The 20,237-nt window shown below is 61.2% G+C and carries 10 protein-coding genes and 2 rRNA genes; 7 read left to right on the top strand and 5 right to left on the bottom strand.

The genetic code is table 11. The features are described from left to right. Both ACJ8M3_RS16535 and rrf read left to right on the top strand, forming a co-directional pair. Positions 1–226 (top strand): 23S ribosomal RNA (locus tag ACJ8M3_RS16535); the annotation flags it as partial. A gap of 99 nt (positions 227–325) precedes the next feature. After that, positions 326–441: ribosomal RNA gene (gene rrf, locus ACJ8M3_RS16530) — 5S ribosomal RNA — on the top strand. 185 nt (positions 442–626) lie between these two features. Here the strand turns inward: rrf and actP are convergent. The 3 genes from actP to acs form a co-directional block, all read right to left on the bottom strand. Beyond that, positions 627–2,279, bottom strand: coding sequence for a cation/acetate symporter ActP (gene actP, locus ACJ8M3_RS16525; RefSeq protein WP_004930048.1), 1,653 nt, complete (start codon positions 2,277–2,279; stop codon positions 627–629). Continuing rightward, positions 2,276–2,587, bottom strand: coding sequence for a DUF485 domain-containing protein (locus tag ACJ8M3_RS16520; protein ID WP_004930047.1), 312 nt, complete (start codon positions 2,585–2,587; stop codon positions 2,276–2,278). The genes actP and ACJ8M3_RS16520 overlap by 4 nt, the downstream gene beginning before the upstream one ends. Before the next feature lie 91 nt (positions 2,588–2,678). Further along, entirely contained in the window at positions 2,679–4,637 is a 1,959-nt protein-coding gene (acs, locus tag ACJ8M3_RS16515; protein ID WP_197845397.1) for an acetate--CoA ligase, read from the bottom strand. Positions 4,638–5,539: 902 nt separating this feature from the next. Between acs and gltP the strand changes: the two genes are divergently transcribed. Together gltP and ACJ8M3_RS16505 are read left to right on the top strand one after the other, a co-directional pair. Next, complete coding sequence (gene gltP / locus ACJ8M3_RS16510) at positions 5,540–6,856, top strand: glutamate/aspartate:proton symporter GltP (protein ID WP_033641576.1); 1,317 nt, start codon at positions 5,540–5,542, stop codon at positions 6,854–6,856. 274 nt (positions 6,857–7,130) lie between these two features. Next, entirely contained in the window at positions 7,131–8,474 is a 1,344-nt protein-coding gene (locus ACJ8M3_RS16505) for a condensation domain-containing protein (protein WP_103101955.1), read from the top strand. 42 nt (positions 8,475–8,516) lie between these two features. Here ACJ8M3_RS16505 and ACJ8M3_RS16500 read toward each other — a convergent pair whose 3' ends face one another. Both ACJ8M3_RS16500 and ACJ8M3_RS16495 read right to left on the bottom strand, forming a co-directional pair. Continuing rightward, the gene (locus tag ACJ8M3_RS16500; RefSeq protein WP_197822558.1) at positions 8,517–11,612 is read right to left on the bottom strand and encodes an amino acid adenylation domain-containing protein; all 3,096 of its coding nucleotides are present in this window, start codon (positions 11,610–11,612) and stop codon (positions 8,517–8,519) included. Between the two features lie 64 nt (positions 11,613–11,676). Then, entirely contained in the window at positions 11,677–13,287 is a 1,611-nt protein-coding gene (locus tag ACJ8M3_RS16495) for a condensation domain-containing protein (RefSeq protein WP_197822557.1), read from the bottom strand. Positions 13,288–13,822: 535 nt separating this feature from the next. On the opposite strand from ACJ8M3_RS16495, the gene ACJ8M3_RS16490 reads away from it, so the two are divergent. The 3 genes from ACJ8M3_RS16490 (at position 13,823) to ACJ8M3_RS16480 (ending at position 20,184) form a co-directional block, all read left to right on the top strand. Further along, positions 13,823–15,916, top strand: coding sequence for a TonB-dependent receptor (locus ACJ8M3_RS16490; RefSeq protein ID WP_033641581.1), 2,094 nt, complete (start codon positions 13,823–13,825; stop codon positions 15,914–15,916). Positions 15,917–15,994: 78 nt separating this feature from the next. Beyond that, positions 15,995–18,904: a condensation domain-containing protein gene (locus tag ACJ8M3_RS16485; RefSeq protein ID WP_089197593.1), complete on the top strand. Its 2,910-nt coding sequence runs from the start codon at positions 15,995–15,997 to the stop codon at positions 18,902–18,904. 47 nt (positions 18,905–18,951) lie between these two features. Then, a complete protein-coding gene (locus ACJ8M3_RS16480) occupies positions 18,952–20,184 on the top strand; it encodes a YncE family protein (RefSeq protein ID WP_089195371.1) in 1,233 nt (410 codons plus the stop codon). Positions 20,185–20,237 lie beyond the last annotated feature (53 nt).

The raw sequence follows: 20,237 nt of genomic DNA, 5'->3' as shown, positions 1-20,237 counted from the left end.
ACCACTGGTGTTCGGGTTGTCATGCCAATGGCATTGCCCGGTAGCTAAGTGCGGAAAAGATAAGCGCTGAAAGCATCTAAGCGCGAAACTTGCCTCAAGATGAGTCTTCCCTGGGCCTTTAAGGCCCCTGAAGGAACGTTTAAGACTAAGACGTTGATAGGCTGGGTGTGTAAGTGCAGCGATGCATTGAGCTAACCAGTACTAATGATCCGTGAGGCTTAACCTTACAACACCGAAGGTGTTTTTAGAGAGATTTTCAGCGACGTTCCGAGATTGGTTCTGATGGCTTCATGGAAGTGAGGCGGTTGGAATGAAACAGAATTTGCCTGGCGGCAATAGCGCGGTGGTCCCACCTGACCCCATGCCGAACTCAGAAGTGAAACGCCGTAGCGCCGATGGTAGTGTGGGGTCTCCCCATGCGAGAGTAGGACACTGCCAGGCATCAAATAAAGCCGAAAGCCCTGAACTGACGTTCAGGGCTTTTTGCTGTGCGTAAAACGCAAAAAAGCGCAGCTACGCTGCACTGCTTTCCCCTCCTTATTCTCCATTCTCCGTCAGCGAGCCAGAGAAAAGGCCCCGAAGGGCCTTTGATTAGGGTGTGTTTGCTTTTTTCACTTATTATTCGGTCAATGCGAGCTGCCCTGAGAAATGCCCAGCCCGGTTTGCGAACGAACAAACTGCGCCCGGAAGCGTTCCCGCTCTTGCTGCCCGGCCAGTGAGCTGTCGGTGATCGAGAACAGCCAGGTGCCGACAAAGGCCACGATCATCGAGAACAGCGCCGGGTATTCGTACGGGTAAATCGGTTTCTCATGGCCGAGGATCTGCACCCAGATCGTCGGGCCGAGGATCATCAGAATCACTGCCGTCAGCAGGCCTAACCAGCCGCCAATCATCGCGCCGCGGGTCGTCAAACGCGACCAGTACATCGACAGGATGATGATAGGGAAGTTACAGCTGGCGGCGATGGAGAACGCCAGCCCGACCATAAAGGCGATATTCTGCTTCTCGAACAAAATCCCCAGGGCAATGGCGACCAGGCCTAATACCACGACGGTGATCTTGGAGACCTTCAGCTCATCGCGCTCGGTCGCCTTGCCGTTTTTAATCACGCTGGCGTACAGATCGTGGGACACGGCCGAGGCGCCGGCCAGCGTCAGGCCTGCAACCACCGCCAGAATGGTGGCGAACGCCACCGCCGAGATAAAGCCGAGGAAGAAGTTGCCGCCAACGGCATTGGCCAGATGCACTGCCGCCATGTTGGTGCCGCCCAGCAACGCGCCGGTGGCATCTTTGAACGCCGGATTGGCGCTGACCAGCAGGATGGCGCCGAAGCCGATGATAAAGGTCAGAATATAGAAGTAACCGATAAAGCCGGTGGCGTAGAACACGCTCTTGCGCGCTTCCTTGGCGTCACTCACGGTGAAGAAACGCATCAAGATGTGCGGCAGACCGGCGGTGCCGAACATCAGCGCCAGGCCAAGCGACAGCGCGGAAATCGGATCGGACACCAGCCCGCCGGGGCTCATGATGGCGATGCCTTTCGGATGCACCTTCACCGCTTCGGCGAACAGGGTATTGAAGTCGAAGTTAACCGACTTCATCACCATCAGCGCCATAAAGCTGGCGCCGGCCAGCAGCAGCACCGCTTTGATGATCTGCACCCAGGTGGTGGCCAGCATGCCGCCGAACAGCACGTACAGCACCATCAGGATACCGACCAGGATCACCGCCACATGGTAGTTGAGCCCGAACAGCAGCTGGATCAGCTTGCCGGCGCCGACCATCTGCGCGATCAGATACAACGCCACCACCACCAACGAGCCGCAGGCCGAGAGGGTGCGGATCGGTTTCTGCTGCAGACGGTAAGAGGCGACATCGGCGAAGGTATAGCGGCCGAGATTGCGCAGGCGTTCCGCGATCAGGAACAGAATGATCGGCCAGCCGATGAGGAAGCCGATGGAGTAGATCAGGCCGTCATAACCCGAGGTATAGACCAGTGCGGAGATGCCGAGGAACGAGGCGGCGGACATGAAGTCGCCGGCGATCGCCAGCCCGTTTTGCAGACCGGTGATGCGCCCGCCCGCGGTGTAGTAGTCCTGACGGGAACGGGTGCGTTTGGAGGCCCAATAGGTGATGTAGAGCGTGGCGCCGACAAACAGGATAAACATCACGATCGCCTGGATGTTCAGCGGCTGACGATGCACCTCGCCGCCAATGGCGTCGGCGCAGGCCAGGCCCGGCAGCAACAGCAGCGCGGCGGCGGACAATAAGCGCTTCATTGTTTCACCTCGCGCAGAATCTCTGCGGTGAGGCGATCGAATTCGCCGTTGGCGCGGAAGACATAGATCCCGGTCAAGACGAAAGAGATCACGATCAGCCCGACGCCGACCGGGATCCCGCGGGTAATGGTCGATCCGGCGGCGATCGGCGTGCCGAGCCATTGGGGATCGAAGGCGATCAACAAGATAAAGCCGACGTACAGCGCCAGCGTAATCAGCGAAAGCAGCCAGGCGAACCGGCCGCGTTTTCTCACCAGCTCTTTAAAGCGCGGGTTTTCTTCAATCCCTTGATAAATGGTGTCATTCATCAGAGTGTCTCCAGTAGGTATTGATAGAGTACGCCGCGCCAGGGCCGCTCAACGGCGCGTTATCCGAATGAGCGGCCTGAAGCGGCGTAAATTATGACGGCACTTTCATTGATTGTTTTTCTTCCAACAGCTTGTCGACTACAGCCGGATCCGCCAGCGTGGAGGTATCCCCCAGGTTGCTGGTGTCGCCGGCGGCAATTTTGCGCAGGATACGCCGCATGATCTTGCCGGAGCGCGTTTTGGGCAGCGAGTCTGTCCAGTGCAGCACGTCCGGCGTGGCGATCGGCCCTATCTCTTTGCGCACCCAGTTGCGCACTTCGGCATAGAGCTCCGGCGTCGGTTCTTCGCCGTGGTTCAGCGTGATATAGGCGTAGATCGCCTGGCCTTTGATGTTATGAGGAATGCCGACCACCGCCGCTTCGGCGATTTTCGGGTGAGATACCAGCGCGGACTCGATCTCGGCGGTGCCCAAACGGTGGCCGGAGACGTTCAGCACGTCATCGACGCGGCCGGTGATCCAGTAGTAACCGTCCTCGTCGCGGCGGGCGCCGTCGCCGCTGAAATACATGCCTTTGAAGGTCGAGAAGTAGGTTTGCTCGAAGCGGTCATGATCGCCGAACAGGGTGCGCGCCTGGCCCGGCCAGGAATCGACGATCACCAGGTTGCCTTCGCAGGCGCCTTCCTGCGGCGTGCCGACATTATCAACCAGCGCCGGCTGTACGCCGAAGAAAGGCCGCGTGGCGGAACCGGCCTTCAGCTCGGTTGCGCCCGGCAGCGGGGTAATCATGAAGCCGCCGGTTTCAGTTTGCCACCAGGTGTCGACGATCGGGCATTTGGCGTTGCCTATCTTGTTGTAGTACCACTCCCAGGCTTCCGGGTTGATCGGTTCGCCGACCGAGCCCATGATGCGCAGCGAATCGCGTCGGGTGCCTTCGATCGCCTTGTCGCCTTCGGCCATCAGGGCACGAATGGCGGTCGGCGCGGTATACAGAATGTTGACCTGGTGTTTGTCGATCACCTGAGACAGACGATTGACGCCCGGATAGTTAGGTACGCCTTCGAACATCAGCGTGGTGGCGCCGCAGGCCAGCGGGCCGTACAGCAGATAGCTGTGACCGGTGACCCAGCCGACGTCGGCGGTGCACCAGTAAATGTCGCCGTCGTGATAGTCGAACACATACTTAAAGGTCATCGCGGCGTACACCAGGTAGCCGCCAGTGGTGTGCAGCACGCCTTTTGGCTTGCCGGTCGAGCCGGAGGTGTACAGGATAAACAGCGGATCTTCCGCGTTCATTTCTTCCGGCGGGCAATCGGCGGAAACGCCCTGGGTCAGCTCATGCCACCACAGATCGCGCCCTTCCTGCCAGTAACCCGGTTTGCCGGTGCGCTGGAACACCACGACGTTGGCCACGCTGACCACGCCGGGGTTTTTCAGCGCATCGTCGACGTTCTTTTTCAGCGGCACGGCGCGGCCGGCGCGCAGGCCTTCATCGGCGGTGATCACCAGTTTGGCGTTGGAGTCGATAATGCGCCCGGCGACCGCTTCCGGTGAGAAGCCGCCGAAGATCACCGAATGTACGGCGCCGATGCGGGCGCAGGCCAGCATCGCGACCGCCGCTTCCGGCACCATCGGCATATAGATAGCCACCACGTCGCCTTTTTTCACGCCGAGCTTTTTCAGCACGTTGGCGAATTGGCAGACATCATGGTGCAGCTGTTTGTAGGTCACTTTCTTGGATTGGGTCGGGTCATCGCCTTCCCAGATAATGGCGGTCTGGTCGCCGCGCTCAGCCAAATGACGGTCTAGGCAGTTGGCCGCCAGGTTCAACGTGCCGTCTTCAAACCAACGGATGCTGACGTGGCCCGGATCGAACGAGGTGTTTTTGACTTTGGTATAGGGTTTGATCCAGTCCAGGATTTTGCCATGCTCACCCCAGAAAGCTTCTGGGTCTTGAACCGACTGTTGATAATACTGTTGGTATTGTGTCGGATTAATCAGGGCGCGTTCTGCAATTGCAGAAGGAATAGCGTGTTTATGCAGTTGGCTCATAGCTTTTCTCCTTGAAGTTGTTAATGATATGTCAACTGAAGGTTAAGTATAGTTTGCTACGATTCTTTGTTTCTTTTTTGCGCGGCAGATCACGCAACAAAGATATTGATTTGTAATAGTTCTGTCGCATTTGCAGTACGTATCTATCTATTTGGCGTTTAAATCATCATAAACCCGCTTTTTTAGCCAAAAACACTTATCTAAAGAACAAAAAAGAATAAACAAAGGCGAGGGTGTTTGCCTCGCGCTTAATAAGGGGGGGGAGAGACCGACATTATTTCGCGCTATAAATCTTTTTTGATTATTTTTCGCTATTAATATTCGAAGTTGGTATTAACGCGATATAACGATGGACGGCACATCGTGAAATAACGTTCTATTAACGCTTAATTCCTGATGAAAACTCGGGAAATACCGTGTGGCATTCATCATGCCGAATTGTTCGATTTTTAATCGGAATATAAAACGGCGCTGCATTTATGGGTGAAAATGTCACTCGGTCAATTCCCATTTATTTGACTTTTGAGTAACAAAATATAAACATTTGATGCGGACTAAATATGCAGAATGGACGAAAAATAACGCATTTTAATCGCGTTCAAAAAAACGTCGCCGGCGCGGTTATGTGCTTCATTATATGAAAAATTATGTTTTTAATAACAAGCAATTATGCCATTTGAAATAGTTGCGCGAATTTTTTGTGATTCGATTCAGCGCTCAACCCTGACAAATCAAGGCTTGCAGAGCATGCCGCCCGGATGATACAGATTTATACTGCGTCGCACCCAGGGCAGGTGAACGCTTCCACTGAATTAACATAAGCCTGTAATAAATGATTAAGTATTCTTTTCGCCGTGTTGCGACTTTGTACGGCGCAAAGAGTCTTTGAGGACTTTTTGGGTATGAAAAGTGTAAAAATTAGCCTGGCTTGGCAAATCCTGATCGCGTTGGTGCTGGGTATTATTGTTGGCGCGGTATTGCACAACCAGACCGAATCTCGTGAGTGGCTGGTGAGCAATATTCTCAGCCCGGCGGGTGATATCTTTATTCGTCTGATTAAGATGATTGTGGTGCCGATCGTTATTTCCACGCTGATCGTCGGTATTGCCGGCGTGGGGGATGCGAAAAAGCTGGGCCGCATCGGATTGAAAACCATTATTTACTTCGAAGTGATCACCACGATCGCCATCGTGGTGGGGCTCACCTTGGCCAACGTCTTCCAACCGGGCCACGGCATCGATATGTCGACGCTGACCACGGTGGACATTTCGCAGTATGAGAAAACCACCGAACAGGTGCAAAGCGGTTCGCACAGCCTGGTGGCGACCATTCTGTCGCTGATCCCGTCGAACGTCTTCTCGTCGATGGCCAAGGGCGACATGCTGCCGATTATCTTCTTCTCGGTGCTGTTCGGTCTGGGGCTGTCGTCGTTGCCGAAAGAGACCAAAGAGCCGCTGCTGAAGGTCTTCAAAGCCGTGTCCGAGAGCATGTTCAAAGTCACCCACATGATCATGCGTTATGCGCCGATCGGGGTGTTTGGTCTGATTTCGGTCACGGTGGCGAACTTCGGTTTCGCTTCGCTGCTGCCGTTGGCCAAGCTGGTGGTGCTGGTGTACTTCGCCATCGCGTTCTTCGCCCTGGTGGTGCTGGGGGCGGTCGCTCGGCTGTGCAACCTGCGCATCTGGACGCTGATCCGCATCCTGAAAGACGAACTGATCCTGGCTTATTCCACCGCCAGTTCGGAAACGGTGCTGCCGCGCATCATCGAAAAGATGGAGGCTTACGGCGCGCCCAAGTCGATCACCAGTTTCGTGGTGCCGACCGGTTACTCCTTTAATTTGGATGGTTCGACGCTGTACCAGAGCATCGCCGCCATCTTTATCGCCCAGCTGTACGGCATCGAGCTGTCGTTGGGGCAGGAGATCGTGCTGGTGCTGACGCTGATGGTGACCTCGAAAGGGATCGCCGGCGTGCCGGGCGTCTCGTTCGTGGTGCTGCTGGCGACGTTGGGCAGCGTCGGCATTCCGCTGGAAGGCCTGGCTTTTATCGCCGGCGTGGACCGTATCCTGGATATGGCGCGCACCGCGCTGAACGTCGTGGGCAACGCGCTGGCGGTACTGGTTATCGCCAAGTGGGAGCACCAGTTCGATCGCAAGAAGGCGCTGGCCTACGAAACGGAGTTCCTGGCGCAGAAGGTGAAGCCGGCCAATCAAGGCTAATCACCGGCTAGCGGGATATGAAAACGCCCCGGGCATCCGTGCCCGGGGCGTTTTGTTTTTATGCCCTTTCAGCCTGCCACTTTCTTTTCTCTGCCCCCGTTGCGTCGCTTGCATCCCCGCTTAACAGAATCTAAAGTGTTACCAAATTATTGGAAATGATAATAGATGTTATTATCATTTTCATTTGATGATGTATGGAGACACACAAAAGCCGTTGAACGGCGGGGTATCGCCCGTTCGGCGCTTTTATTCAGGCTTATCAAAGGTAGGTAACATGTCGGACACCGCTTTGGCCTCTGAATGGTTGCCGCTGGCGCCAGCGCAGCTTGATTTCTGGGAAGAATACACCTTGCACCCTGGGCAGACCTTATCCACCGTCGCCCATTGCACCGAACTGTGCGGCGCAATAGAGGAAGCGGCGCTCTGCCGGGCGATCGCCGCCACCCTCGCCGAGACGCAGGCGTTTGCCCTGCGCTTTGGCGAACGGCGTGGCGACCATCCACCGCCGCTACGGCACGAGCCACAGCGCATACCGTCATTGCAACGTATCGATCTGCAAACGCATCGCGATCCCTGGCAGGCGGCGCAAAGCCTGATGCACGAGGATATCGCGCAGCACCGGGCGCTGCACCGCGAACCGTTAGCCGCCGCCTGGCTGCTGAAGCTGGGACCGGAGCGTTACCTCTGGTACGTGCGTGCGCACCATATTCTGGTCGACGGTTTCGGCATGGCGCTAATCGAGCACCGCTGCGCCGCGCTATATGCGCACTACCTCGGCCAGGGGAGCGCGGGCATCCCTTTGGGCGCCTTCGCCCCCTTTCAACAGGCCGAGTTGGCCTACGTCGATTCTGAACGCTGCGAGCGCGATCGGCGCTTTTGGCAGGCCTATCTGCCGCCGTCGCAGGCGCTGCCGACGGTGCGTAAGGGCGGCGGTGAGTATGGCGTGCGACGCCTGAGCGTCAACCGTCGGTTGCCGACAGAAGTCGCGCAACGTCTGGCGCAGCAGTCGGAACGCAGTGGCATCAATTGGCCCGACTTGCTGGTGGCGCTGTCGGCGGCCTGGCTGTTTCAGGTCATGCCGCGCCACGCCCGGCAGGGCGATGCGTTGCCGATGTGGATGCCGGCGATGAATCGCCGCGGGCAAGCCGCCACCAACGTCCCTTCGCTGGCGGTTAATACCCTGCCGCTGCTGGTATCGCCGGCGCCAATGGAGACGCTGGGGAGCTTTCTGACCACCCTGACGCAGCAGCTGCGCGAGCTGCGCAGCCACGCCGGCTATCGTCTGCGCCAACTGGCCGCCGATCGCGGCGTGGATCCGAACTCGCGCTTCTTTATTTCTCCCTTCATCAACGTGCAACCCTTCGACGCGCCCCGTTTTGTCGGCTGTCGCGGCGCCCGGCGCGTTTTGGCCGGCGGCTCGGGCGACGGTTTCAACCTGACGTATCGCGGCCGCACCGACGCCCGCGATCTGCAGGTGGATATCGACATTTATCTGGAACAGTTCCCGACGGAGGATGCGCTGGACTATGGCGAGGCGCTGCAAGAATTTCTGCTGCGCGCGCTGCAGCGGGAAGCCTGGGAACAACCGCTCGCGGCCCTGACGGCATTGCCCGCCTGATAACCTGCGGGCGGGGGATATCCCCGCCCGAGTGATGTGGCTTCAGCTGGTCAGTAACGCCGCCACTTCGCGCGCATTCTTGCACGGCAAGAGCGCACTGCTCACCAGCCGGGTGCCGAAAGCGTCATTGAGGCGCTCCGCCACCTGTTTGATATGCGGCAGCTTCAGCCCCATGGCGATAAACGCCGTCTCTTCTCCCCATTCCGGGCGCGGCGTCACGCCGATCGCCTGCCAATAGATGGTCAGGATCTCTGCGCTGCGCGCCAAAGGCGCGTTCGGCGGCGGGGCTGCGCAGGCGTTCAGCGCCGGCGCGGTTTGCCGCTGGCTCAGGTCGGCGCGGATACGATGGCGGTCGGTTTTGCCGTTGGCAGACAGCGGCAGCGCCTCGGCGTGGATAAAGCGCGTGGGAATATGGGTACAGGGCAGATAGCCGGTGGCAAAGGCGCGGATCTCGGACAGCGGCAGCGGCTTGCCGTCGCGGGTCAGATACAGGGCGCCGAGCGCCGCCTCGTTGTTCTCTCCGCTGGGATAATCCACGACCACCATATCCCGGATCGCCGGATGGCGGCGCAGCACGTCTTCGATTTCCGGCAGCGAGACGCGCACGCCGCGGATCTTCACATAGCCGTTCACCCGGGTGGCGAACATGATGTTGCCGTCCGGACGGTAATAGCCCTGATCGCCGGTACGGAAAGCGCGCAGCGGCTGCCCGTCCGGCCCTGCGAGGGTGACGAAGTCGTGCTGCTTCAGCTCCCCCTGCTCCAGATAGCCTAACGCCAGGTTGACCCCGGCGGTATGGATGCGGCCGACCACGCCGGCCGGGCAGTGGCTGCCGTCGTCATGGCAGATGAAATAGCGGTTGGCCGGCAGCGGGCGGCCGTAAGGCACGGTGCCGCTCTCCTGCGGGGCGATCGGGTGCCAGATGCTCCAGATGGTGGTTTCGGTCGGCCCGCCGAGTGAGAACAGCGCGAGATCCGGGCGCAGAGTGCGCAGGGTTTGCACCGTCGCCGGCTTGATGTAGTCGCCGCCCTGCGCCACCAAGCGCAGCGAGCGCAGGCTGTCGGCCGTTTTACAGGTGAGCAGCATCTCCAGAATGGCGGGCACCGAGCACCACAGGCTGACCCGATGTTTTTCCACCAGTTGGTTCCAACTGATGGCGTCTTTTTCCTGATGCGGCGCCGGCAGTACCAGCGTGGCGCCGGCGCACAGCGAACCGAACAGATCGAACATCGACATGTCATGGTGCGGCGGCGTCACGGAAATAAAGACGTCGTCGGCGGTGACTCTCCAGCGCTGTTGGGTTTGGTGCACGACGTTGGCGGTGGCGCGGTTGTTGAGCACCACGCACTTGGGTTTACCGGTGGTGCCGGAGGTATACAGGTAATAGCTCGCGGCCTGGCTGGCGCTGCGTTCCGCCAACGCCTGTTCATCCGGCAGCGCGGGCGCGCGATCTGTCGGCGTCAGCAGGGTAGCCGGCGTCACGCCGATCGGCGTCTCCAGATCGCCGCCGTGCACCACCAGCGTCGGCCGGCAGTTCTCCAGCAGGTAGGCGGTGCGCTCCGGCGGCGAGTTGATGTCGATAGGCACCCAGATCACCCCCTGCAGGGCGCAGGCGAGGCTGAAGATGATCTGTTCCGGGCTGCGCGGCAAATACAGCGCCACCACGTTGCCCGGCTGTACGCCGCGGCTCTGCAGGTTGGCGATCGCCGTGGCGATCCGCTGGCCCAGCTCGCGATAGGTCAGTGTCTGCTCGCCACAGATCAGCGCGTTGCCGCCGTTATGCGCGCCGAACAGCCGCTCGGCCAGCTGCGCCAGATAAGGATAAGGCGCGTAATTCGCTTCGCTGTCGTTGTGGCGGTAATGCGCCAGATCGATGAAATCTCGCGGGGCGATCGCCAGATCGGCGCGTTGGCAACTGTGCAGGATGCGCCGCTGCAAGGCCGCCAGCATGGCCGCTACCTGCTCGCCGTGCAGCGCCTGCTCGGCGTAATCCACGCACAGCTGCAGGTTTTTTTCGCTGTCCAGCGTCAGACGGATATCAATGGCGACCTGCGGCGTTTGGGTCAGGCCATCGTGGAAGCGCACCGGCGCCTCGGCCGGCAGCGTTTCCCAACCTAAACAGTTGGTCAGGATCACCGGCAGCGCCGGGCCGCCCTGGCTTTGGCCGAGCAACTGACGCGCCAGATCGACGCCGGAAAACGCCAGGTGATCGAGCGCGCCGAGCACATCGTCCTGCAAGGCTTGCGCGCGCTGGATAAAGTCTTCGCCATAGCGCGAATAGCGCACCGCCACGAAGCTGGAGGCGTTGCCCAGCGCGCCGTCGGCGGCGGGGAACGCCACCGGCACCCCGACGCACAGCTCCCCGTCGGTGGTCCAGTGGGCCAGCGTATCAAGGATCAGCGCCGAGAGCAGGCTGTTGCGCAGCAGCGCATGCGGCGATCCCAGGCGGCCCAGTTGTTTGACCGTGTCGTGCGGCAGCGTCAGGGTGGCGCGGCGATAGCGTGATGCGGTGAGATTGGCGAGCGGGGCGCGCCACGGCAACGCCGACGGGGTGGTGACATCCTGCAGCTTCTCGCGCCAATAGGCGGCATCGGCCTGGCGTTGCGCCGCCGATGCCGCAGGGGGCGGCAGCGCGGCGGCGGTCGGCGTCAGAGGGCGATCGTCGAACAGGCGCGCGATCACGGCGGAGATCCCCTGGCCGTCGAGGATCAAGGCATCAAAGCTGGTAAAGATCAGCGTATCGTACGGCGATCCCGTCGGATCCTGCTGTTCGGCAAGTTGGATCACGGCGATGCGCCACAGCGGTTGGCTCGGATCGTGGCGCTGGTGGGAGTAACGCTCGCGCAGTTGTTCCGTCTGGCGCTGCGCCGCTTCGTCATCCAGCGAGCGCAGGTCGTGGCGATCCAGATGCAGCGTGATTTCCGGGCGCACGTGCTGCGTGCCGCGCTGCACATCGATGCAGGTGCGCAACGCCGGGTAGTGCTGTACCAGCTCGGCCAGGCGCGCTTCAAGGCGCAGCACATCCCGCTGCCGGGCGCGGTATTCGCGGAAGTCGTGCATCGCCACGCCGCCGAGCGGCCATCGATCGCTGCGGCCGAGAAGATAGGCCTGCTGCAGTGCGGTTAATGGTGTCTCCATGGTGCTTCCCTATAGTCGCTAACCGATTAAAACGTGCCGGACGTCGCGCGCCCGGAAACCGATCTCAGTGCTGCGGCGCCAGCGCGGCGAGCAGCGTTTTCGCATGCCGTCCTGCCTCGGGCGAGCGTTGGCAGATCAATGCCGCCAGCGCCGCCGGAGAGGGATGCGCCGCCAGATCCTGCACCGTCAGCGCCGCCGCCAGATACCTGTTGAGCACCGTTAGCAGCGCGTTCACCCCAGCATCCGGCAGGGCCAAGCGGTGGATATCGTCGTGGTCGTGCAAGCCGGCCTCGGGAGCCACCCGCTCCAGCAGCCGGTGCAGCACCTGGCGCACCGGCGCCTGCTGCGCCAGCGCGTCGGGGGTACACTGCGCCAGCAGTTGCGACAGCGGGCGATCGAACGCCCCCGCTTGCCGCGCGGCCAGGTGCAGCAGCGCCCGGTAACAGGCCAGCAGGCGTGGCAACACGTGCTCGGGAAACGCGTCCAGCCGCACGTCCCAGTTGATCAGAATGCCGTCGTCGACGTGGGCGACCTGCGCATCCAGCGCGACCTGCGGCCCCTGAGAGATGACCCAGCCGAGAGGGCCGAAGGTGTCGGCGACCCGTTCGGAAAACAGCGTCTTGCCGCGGATGCCGAAACCGGCGGTAAACACCACCGGCGAAGGCTGCAGGCTGCCGTGCAGGCGTGACAGATCGCGCATCACGCTGACGCCGGGATAATCCGCATGCTCGATCAGCTCCGCCAGCTGCGCCATCAGGCGTTGGCAGAAGGCGTTCAGGTTTTCCGTCGGGTTCAATTCCACGCCGAGCAATACCAGATTAGAGAAGTCGCCGACGAGGCGATGCGCGTCTTCCCGTTCGCTCTCGCGGTGGAACAGCGGCACGTTGAGCCGGAAGCGCGTCATGTTCCAACCCTGGCCGACGGCCAGCGCGAACAGCGCCAGAAACAGCGTCGAGAGGGAGGTGTGGTGCCGCTTGGCCACGCTCTCCAACGCGCGGCTTTCTTCTGCATTCAACTGGATGGCCAAACGATCGCTGCGGCAGCGGTCCGGCGTGCGCAGCAGGCGCGGCGCCGGCGGCACCTGCGCCAGGCGAGCACGCCACCAACGCTGGCTGCGTTCGCGCCGCTGGCGCAGCGCCTCGTCGGCGTTGCGTCGTTCGAGGTGATCGAAGTAGGCCGGCGGCGCGTCATGGGAGGGCGCCGCCGGACACTGGTGATAAAACGCCGCCAGATCCTCCATCAGCAGGCGAAAGCTCATGGCATCGCCGGCGATCATGTCGAGATCGACGTGCAAGCGGCTGCGCCCTTCCGGCAGCAGGCTCAGGCTGATATCGCAGGGAACGCCCTGTTCAAGCGGCAGCAGCTGGGTGCTTTTCGCCTGGCGTTTGGCGGCGAGCGCGGCCGCCAGCGTCGCTTCATCGGCGTGTCGCCAGTCGTCGAGATGCAAGGTATGCCGGGGACTGGGGGGCGCGATCGTCTGTTGGCCATCGTCGGTAATGCGCAGGCGCAGCAGCGGATGATGCAGGTACAACATCTCTACGGCCTGGCGGAGCCGAGCGGTATCCAGCTCACCGCCGTCGAACTCCGCATACAGGTGGGCGGCCATGCCGCCCAGAGGGGGAGCGGACTGTCGGCCTACCCAATAGGCGGCCTGCATCGTGGTTAACGCTTTCATCGGGTATCCATTTTGATTCAGCCAACGAGACTGCAAGAATATATCCAAATGTTAATAGGAATGAAAATTATTATTATTTGATCCATTTGGCGCATGGGTGCTATCTATAAGGCGTTTTAGCAATACTGAGCAGAGAGGGCGTTGGGCGTGAGTAATTTATCTATATTATTCTTAGCATTGAAATGATTGCTTGTTATTGCAGCGCTCGTTTTTCCTGCGAAAGCATAAGGGCTTCTGGCAGTTATCTTGTCAGCCCTCACACCTTTATTGATAATGATTTGCATTAGAAAATGCAAAATATTATCATTCTTAACATTATTTTACGTTTTTATACAAGCTGCCGGCCGCTCCGCCGGCGGCTTGGCCGTGGACGGGGCCGCGCCCGTTCGGCCGCGAAAGACATGGGTTTGCCGCAGGGATAAGCAACAGCAAGGCCGGGAAGGCCGCAGCGTCATGATCTGTGTGAGTGTCGATGTAGGTTGTGTAAAAAAAAATCAAATTTTGTGCACCTCTGGGATGAAAGGAGAAGACATCTATGGGCAAGCATTTTGCGGCTCAACGGCATGAAAGCGTAGGAAACGGGGAAAAGGCGGGGTTGAAAGCCATTGGGGCATTTTCCTCCGTATTTTTAGGGGTTTGTTCACTGGCGATCGGTAACGTCAACGCGGCGGAAACGAAGAGCAACGAAACCTACCAGGACGCGGAAACGCTGCTGGTCACCGGTGAGAAGATCAAACGGTCCATTTTCGACACCGGCTCCAGCGTGCAGGTGTTCGACAGCAACCGCATCGCCTCGATGCCCGATGCGGTGCAGATCCCCGATCTGCTGCGCATGACCCCCAACGTGGTGGATCTGGGCATCGGCAACGAACTGCCGACCGTGCGCGGCATCGACGGTTCCGGCCCGAACGTCGGCGCCAACGCTTTCCTTAGCGGCACCCGCCCGCGCCTCAATCTGTCATTGGACGGCCGTTCGCTGACTTATAACGAACAGGCGTTCGGTCCGCAGTCGCTGTGGGATCTGGATCGCGTCGAAGTGTTCCTCGGCCCGCAAAGCTACATCCAGGGGCGCAACGCCATCGCCGGCGCCATCGTCATGGCCAGTAAGGATCCGACCTTCGAGTGGGAAAGCGCCTTCAAGGGCGGGGCCGGCAACCAGCACTCTTCACAGTTGGCGGCCATGGCGTCCGGCCCGCTGGTGGAAGATCAGCTGGCGTTCCGCGTCAGCGTCGATCGCCAGCGCCGCCGCAGCGAAGCCGATCTGCCGGCCTATGCGCCGGTGGGCGATCCGCGCGAAGTGGAAGCCACCACCGCCCGCGCCAAGCTGTTGTTCAACCCGGCCGGCCTGCGCGATCTGACCACCAAGCTGACCTTCAACCACTTCGGCAGCACCGCGCCGCAGAACGAAAGCCTCAACCCGCAGCCGCATCCGACCAACCCGCGCCACGATCCGCGCCGCGCCGTGTTCAAAAGCAACATGAACAGCACCATCTGGGATCTGGCCTGGGAGCAGTCCGACGCACTGACGTTGGAAAACCGCGTTATCTACACCGACTTCAACATCAACCGTCCGACCGCATACAACATCCAATACGCCGAGATCGACGGCCAGGAAGTTCACGTGGAGCCGGTAGTGCGCTTCGGCGGCGCGGACAGCCGCCTGCACGGGCTGGCGGGGCTGCGTTACTTCCACGGCACGCAGGATGAGTTCGTCAACATCTTCGGCGGCTCGACCTTCAAGGATAAGACCGATACCCATTCGGCGTTCGCCGAGCTGACCTATGCGCTGACGCCGCAGGTGGACGTGACCGCCGCCAGCCGTCTGGAGCGCGAACATCGTCGCCGAGACGGCGGCAGCCAGGCGGTGCGCATCGATTTCGATGAAACCTACACCGTGTTCCTGCCGAAGCTGGACGTGGCCTGGAAACCGACGGATACCCAAACCTACGGCGCCAAGATCGCACGCGGCTATAACGCCGGCGGCGGCGGCATCACGATCGGCACGCCGGTGGTCAGCTACACCTACGGTTCCGAGTATGTCTGGAACTACGAGCTGTACACCCGCCATCACCTGAAAGACGCCAATGTGGTGCTGACGGGTAACATCTTCTACAACGATTACAAGGATATGCAGCTGCCGTACTCGCTGGGCGAGAACTCCAGCGTGATCCGCAACGCCGACAAGGTGGAAACCTACGGCGCGGAAATCGGCGCTACCTGGCAGCCGCGCTGGGATTTCGAACTGTTCGGCAACCTCGGCCTGTTGAAAACCGACATCAAGAAGTTCTCGGGCAGCGGCGTGGAAGGGCATGAGCTGGCGCGCGCGCCGGCTTACACCGCCAACATGGGCGCCAAATATCAGTTCCTGAAAGGGTGGGAGCTGAGCAGCAATGTGGCGTTTACCGACTCCTACTATTCGCAATACGACAACGACTCGCGCGGGCGCATCGGCTCCTATTGGACGGCCAACGCCCAGCTGGCTTACACCTTCGACTACGGTCGCGCCACGCTGTATGCGAAAAACCTGTTTGATTCCGACCGCCGCGAGATGGTCAGAAGCAATGACATTTACACGGCGACGCTCCAGCGAGGCCGCCTGGTCGGCGCAGCGGTTGAGCTGACTTTCTAACGCTATCGCGGTGACGGGGGACGAATGTCCCACGTTTTATGCGCTATCCCGGCACGGCCGGGCAAAGGAGATAACGCAGTGATCGGTGATTTTGACAGCATTCTGAGCGATGAAGAGGCCCAGCGGCTGGAGAGCGCGTTTCAGGCGCTGGGCGCGGGGGCGGCGAACGGCGAGCGGCCGGTAAGCGAAGCCGAAGAGCGGGCATGGTTTGCCCATCTGCAGCAGGGTGACGCACGCGGGCAGCGGGCGCTAGCCTGGCGCCTGACGGGAGAGGTGGATATCGCCCAACTGACGGCGGCGCTGCAGGCGCTGGTGCGGGAAACGCCGGGCGTGAACGTGCATTACGTTTTTGATGACGAAAACGGTCTGATTAAACGCGCCGCCGATTCGGCGCCGTTGCCGGTGAGCCTGCGTCAGGTGGCGGATGAACAACACGCCATGGATTGCCTGCTGCAGGCGCAGGCGGCGCCGTTTGAACTGGAAAGCGAAGCGCCGCTGCGCTTCTTGCTGTTGCTCACGCCGGGCGGTGATGTGATGTTGGGCGCGGTATTGCATGACATCCTGGCGGAAACGCTGCCGTGGCGCCACCTGCCGGCGATGTTGTCCGCCCGTTATAACGGAGATGCGATGCCTCTGCCTTTCGCGGCGGAGCCGGTCGAGCCGCCGGAAACCCCGGAGCCACAGCTGCCCTGGGCGCGCCAGGCGGTCGCGCTGCAGGATTATCGCAGCCCGGCGCAGCGTGTTGAAGCGTTGCCACCGGTGGGCGCGCGCGTGGTCACGCGCATTGCGCGCTCGCTGTTGCCCGCCAACGACACGCCGCGGGCGTTGATGGCGGCGGTGGCGGCGCGTTTTGCCGAGTTCGTCGCCGCGCAGGCCGGCGGCCAAGCGGTGCAGCTGTGCGTGCCGGCGGCAGAAACTGCGGAGTGCGTCGGCCTGGAGTTGGGCCTGACGGCAGCGCCGCTGATGCGCCTGACCGTACAACATGGCGAGGGCGACATCGGGCAGCGGCTGCTGGCGCAGGCCGTGGCTGAACAGCCGGATCCGCAGCGGGCGCAGCTGCTGGTGGCCTGGCGCGACGATCTGGCTGCAGAGTGGCGGTTGGAAGGCGTTCACGCCGAACGCCTGTTGCTGCCGCCGCTGCATACGCCGTTTGAACTGGCGCTGCTGTTGAGCTCGCCCGAGGCGGAAACGCTGACGCTGGAGCTGGTCACCGATCCGCGTCTGTCTCCGCACGCGGCGCCTTTCCTGCTGGAGCAGTTCAGCGCGTTCCTGGCCGGGCAGCGGATTGCCGTCGCATTGCCGGCGGCTGAGGCCGTTTCCCCGGCGATGGCCGCGCCGGCGGCGAACGGCGACGCGGACGAAAGCATTGCATCACTGATTTTGCAGGCGTTCCGTGAGGCGCTGGCGGCGCCGGAAATGACCCTGGATGAAGACTTCTTCGATCGCGGCGGCCATTCGCTGGTCGCCACCCGGGTGATCGGCCGCTTGCTGAGCCTGCATCAGATCGAAATCAACATTAACGATCTGTTCAGCCATCCCACGGCGCGCGGGCTGGCGGGGTACGCCAAACGCCTGAACGTCGCGCAGCCGAATGCCGCACCGACGACCGCCGACGATCATGATCGGGCGCAGGCGCCGCTGTCGTTGGCGCAGGAATCGTTGTGGAAGGTGTATGAAGCCTTTGGTCATGACGAGATCTTCAACCTGCCGTTCTCTCTGCGTTTCTTCGATGAGGTGGATGAAACGGCGCTGCGTCAGGCGTTTATCGACGTCATGACTCGCCATACCGTGCTGCGTTCACGCTTCGTCGAGCAGCAGGGCGAGGTGGTGCAGGTGGTGGTGCCGGCTGCCGAACTGTCAGATTACCAATGGTTCCGTTTCTCTCAGGAAACGCCGGCGGGCAACGCCGCCGCCCTGTTGGCCGACGCCGGCCAGCACCGTTTCGATCTGGCCGCCGAGCTGCCGCTGCGCGTCACGCTGCTGCGCGATGCGGACAACGGCCAGCAGCTGCTGTCGCTGCTGTTCCACCACGTGGTATTGGATGAATGGTCGCTCAACCTGATGATGGATGAGCTGGGCGTCGCCTATCGCCATCGCGTCGTCGGCCAGGCGCCGCAGTGGAGCGGACAGCCGCCGCAGTTCCACACCTTCGCCCGGCAGCAGCGGGCCTCCGGGGTGCAGCAGCAACATCTGGATTACTGGCTCGACGCGCTGCGCGGCGCGCCGGTCGGCCAGCCGATCTTCCGGCAAGAACCGTCCACCCATCCGGCGGTGCCGGCGCCGGCGGACGTCAACGGCGGCTGGCTGGAGTTCGAGGTCGATCCCGCCGTGGCGGAAGGCCTGTATCAGCTCGCTCGCCGCAACAACGCTTCGTTGTTTAACGTAGTGTATGCCGGGATTACCTCGGCGCTGCGCCTGCTGGGCGGCCCGGCGGATCTGCTGGTGGGCACCTCGACCTCCGGCCGTAACGACGCCGAGTTCTTCGATACCGTCGGCTACTTCACCACCGTGGTGGTGCACCGCGTGCGCTTCGACGAAGGGCTGACGGTCGCCGGGTTGGTCAGTCAGGTGAAAAACACCATCAATGGCTCGCTGCCATACACCGACATTCCGATCGACCTGGTGGAAGAAGGGCTGTTCGGCGTGGATGCCGACCGCAAAAACCACATGTTCGAAGTGTTCATCCAGATCCACAGCCGCATCAAGCTGAACGGCGAGTTCCGGCTGCAGGACGGCCGTGCGATCGCCTACCGTCAGGTGGAGCCGGAGAAAGCCGAATCGCTGCTCGGCCTGCAGTTTGAGGTGATGGAAGACGATCTGGCCGGGAAGAAATCCCTGCGGGTGATGATGACCTATCGCCAGGATCACTACAGCAGGGAGCAGGCCACTCTGATCGCCGACGGCGTTCAGCATGTCTTTACCCAGTTTGCGCAGCACATCGCTGGTGATATCGCTCTGGCGGCGCTGCCGCCCGGGCCGCAGGCATGACGTTGTTTCACTCTAACCGAAAGCATGATTTTCAAGGAGATAAAAGGATGTCTGGAACCCTAGCAACCCCGCGCGCGTTACTGTCGCTGCTGGTGGCGGCCTCTCTGGTGGTCGCCGGCGCCGCGCAGGCGGACGATGCCGGCATCAAACCGCAGGACATCAAGCGCCAGGCGCTGTCGTCGGCGGTGGTGGAGATGGCCTACAGCACCTCGCAGCAGGCGCTGTTCGTCAGCGCGCCGGACTGGAAGGAAGAAGCGCGCTCCCGCGTGCTGCGGCTGGATCCCAACACCCTGGCGATCAAGGCGGAGATCCCGCTGAAGGTGAAAGGCTTCGGCGTGGCGCTGAACGATGCGGGCAACCGTTTGTACCTGACGCAGGCCTTCAACGGCGAAGTCGGGGTGGTGGACACCACCACCAACCATGCGCTCGACAGCATCAAGCTGCTGGATAAAGCGGTGCTGGAGCAGGCCTACAAGCAGGCGGGCATCAGCGGCAAGCGCCTGGATTTCCTGCTGGCGGAGCTGAAGAAGTTCAAGATCACTGAGGACTACCTGTACCGCATCCGCGAGATTAAATATGACGCGCAAAGCGGCCGCCTGTTCCTGCCGGGGCTGGGCTTCGGCGTCGACAGCGTGCTGTACGTGGTCGATACCAAGGCCGGCAAGCTGGAGAAAGTGATCCCGGGCTTCGGTTACAACGCGGTGGGCATCACGCTGGATGAGAAGGGCCGCAGGGTGTTCGTCTCCAATATGCAGGGGCAGGTGATCACCCTGAACGCCGACACGCTGGCGATCGCCGCCACGCACGAGGTGCAGGCCGATCAGTTGCTGAACCTGGTGTATGACCCGGCGAGCAACCGCCTGTTGGGCGTCGATCAGGGCATCGACCGCGACGACTACCGCAACCATCATCTGGGGCGCGACTACGTGAAGCGCAGCAGCGGCCACCGGGTGTTTGCGCTGGATGCGGACAGCGGCAAGGTGCTGGCCAGCGAACTGACGGATGAAGTGCCGATCGGTCTGCTGCTCGACGAGCGCAGCCAGCGGCTGTATGTCGCCAACCGCAAGGGCGTGCGCGTGGATCACGGCGCCGGGACGCTGACGGTGTTCGACGCCAAGACCCTCAAGCGCCTGCAAACCGTAGACCTGCCGCCGCACCCTAACAGCCTGGCGTTGGATCCGAAAGGCGATGCGCTGTTCGTAACGGTGAAAAACGACGGCGCTGCCACCAAGGCCGGCAAACCCGAAAGCGTGGTGCGCATTCAGCTACACACCAAATAACTGAATGGAAAGATAAAAAAAGGGCGCCGCGGCGCCCTTTCTCGTGGCTGACA

It is taken from the genome of Serratia sp. CY55921 (assembly GCF_052167655.1).
GTDB lineage: Bacteria > Pseudomonadota > Gammaproteobacteria > Enterobacterales > Enterobacteriaceae > Serratia > Serratia ureilytica.
The sequence above is the reverse complement of the archived record's forward strand: the minus strand, read 5'-3'. Positions and strand labels throughout refer to the sequence as shown.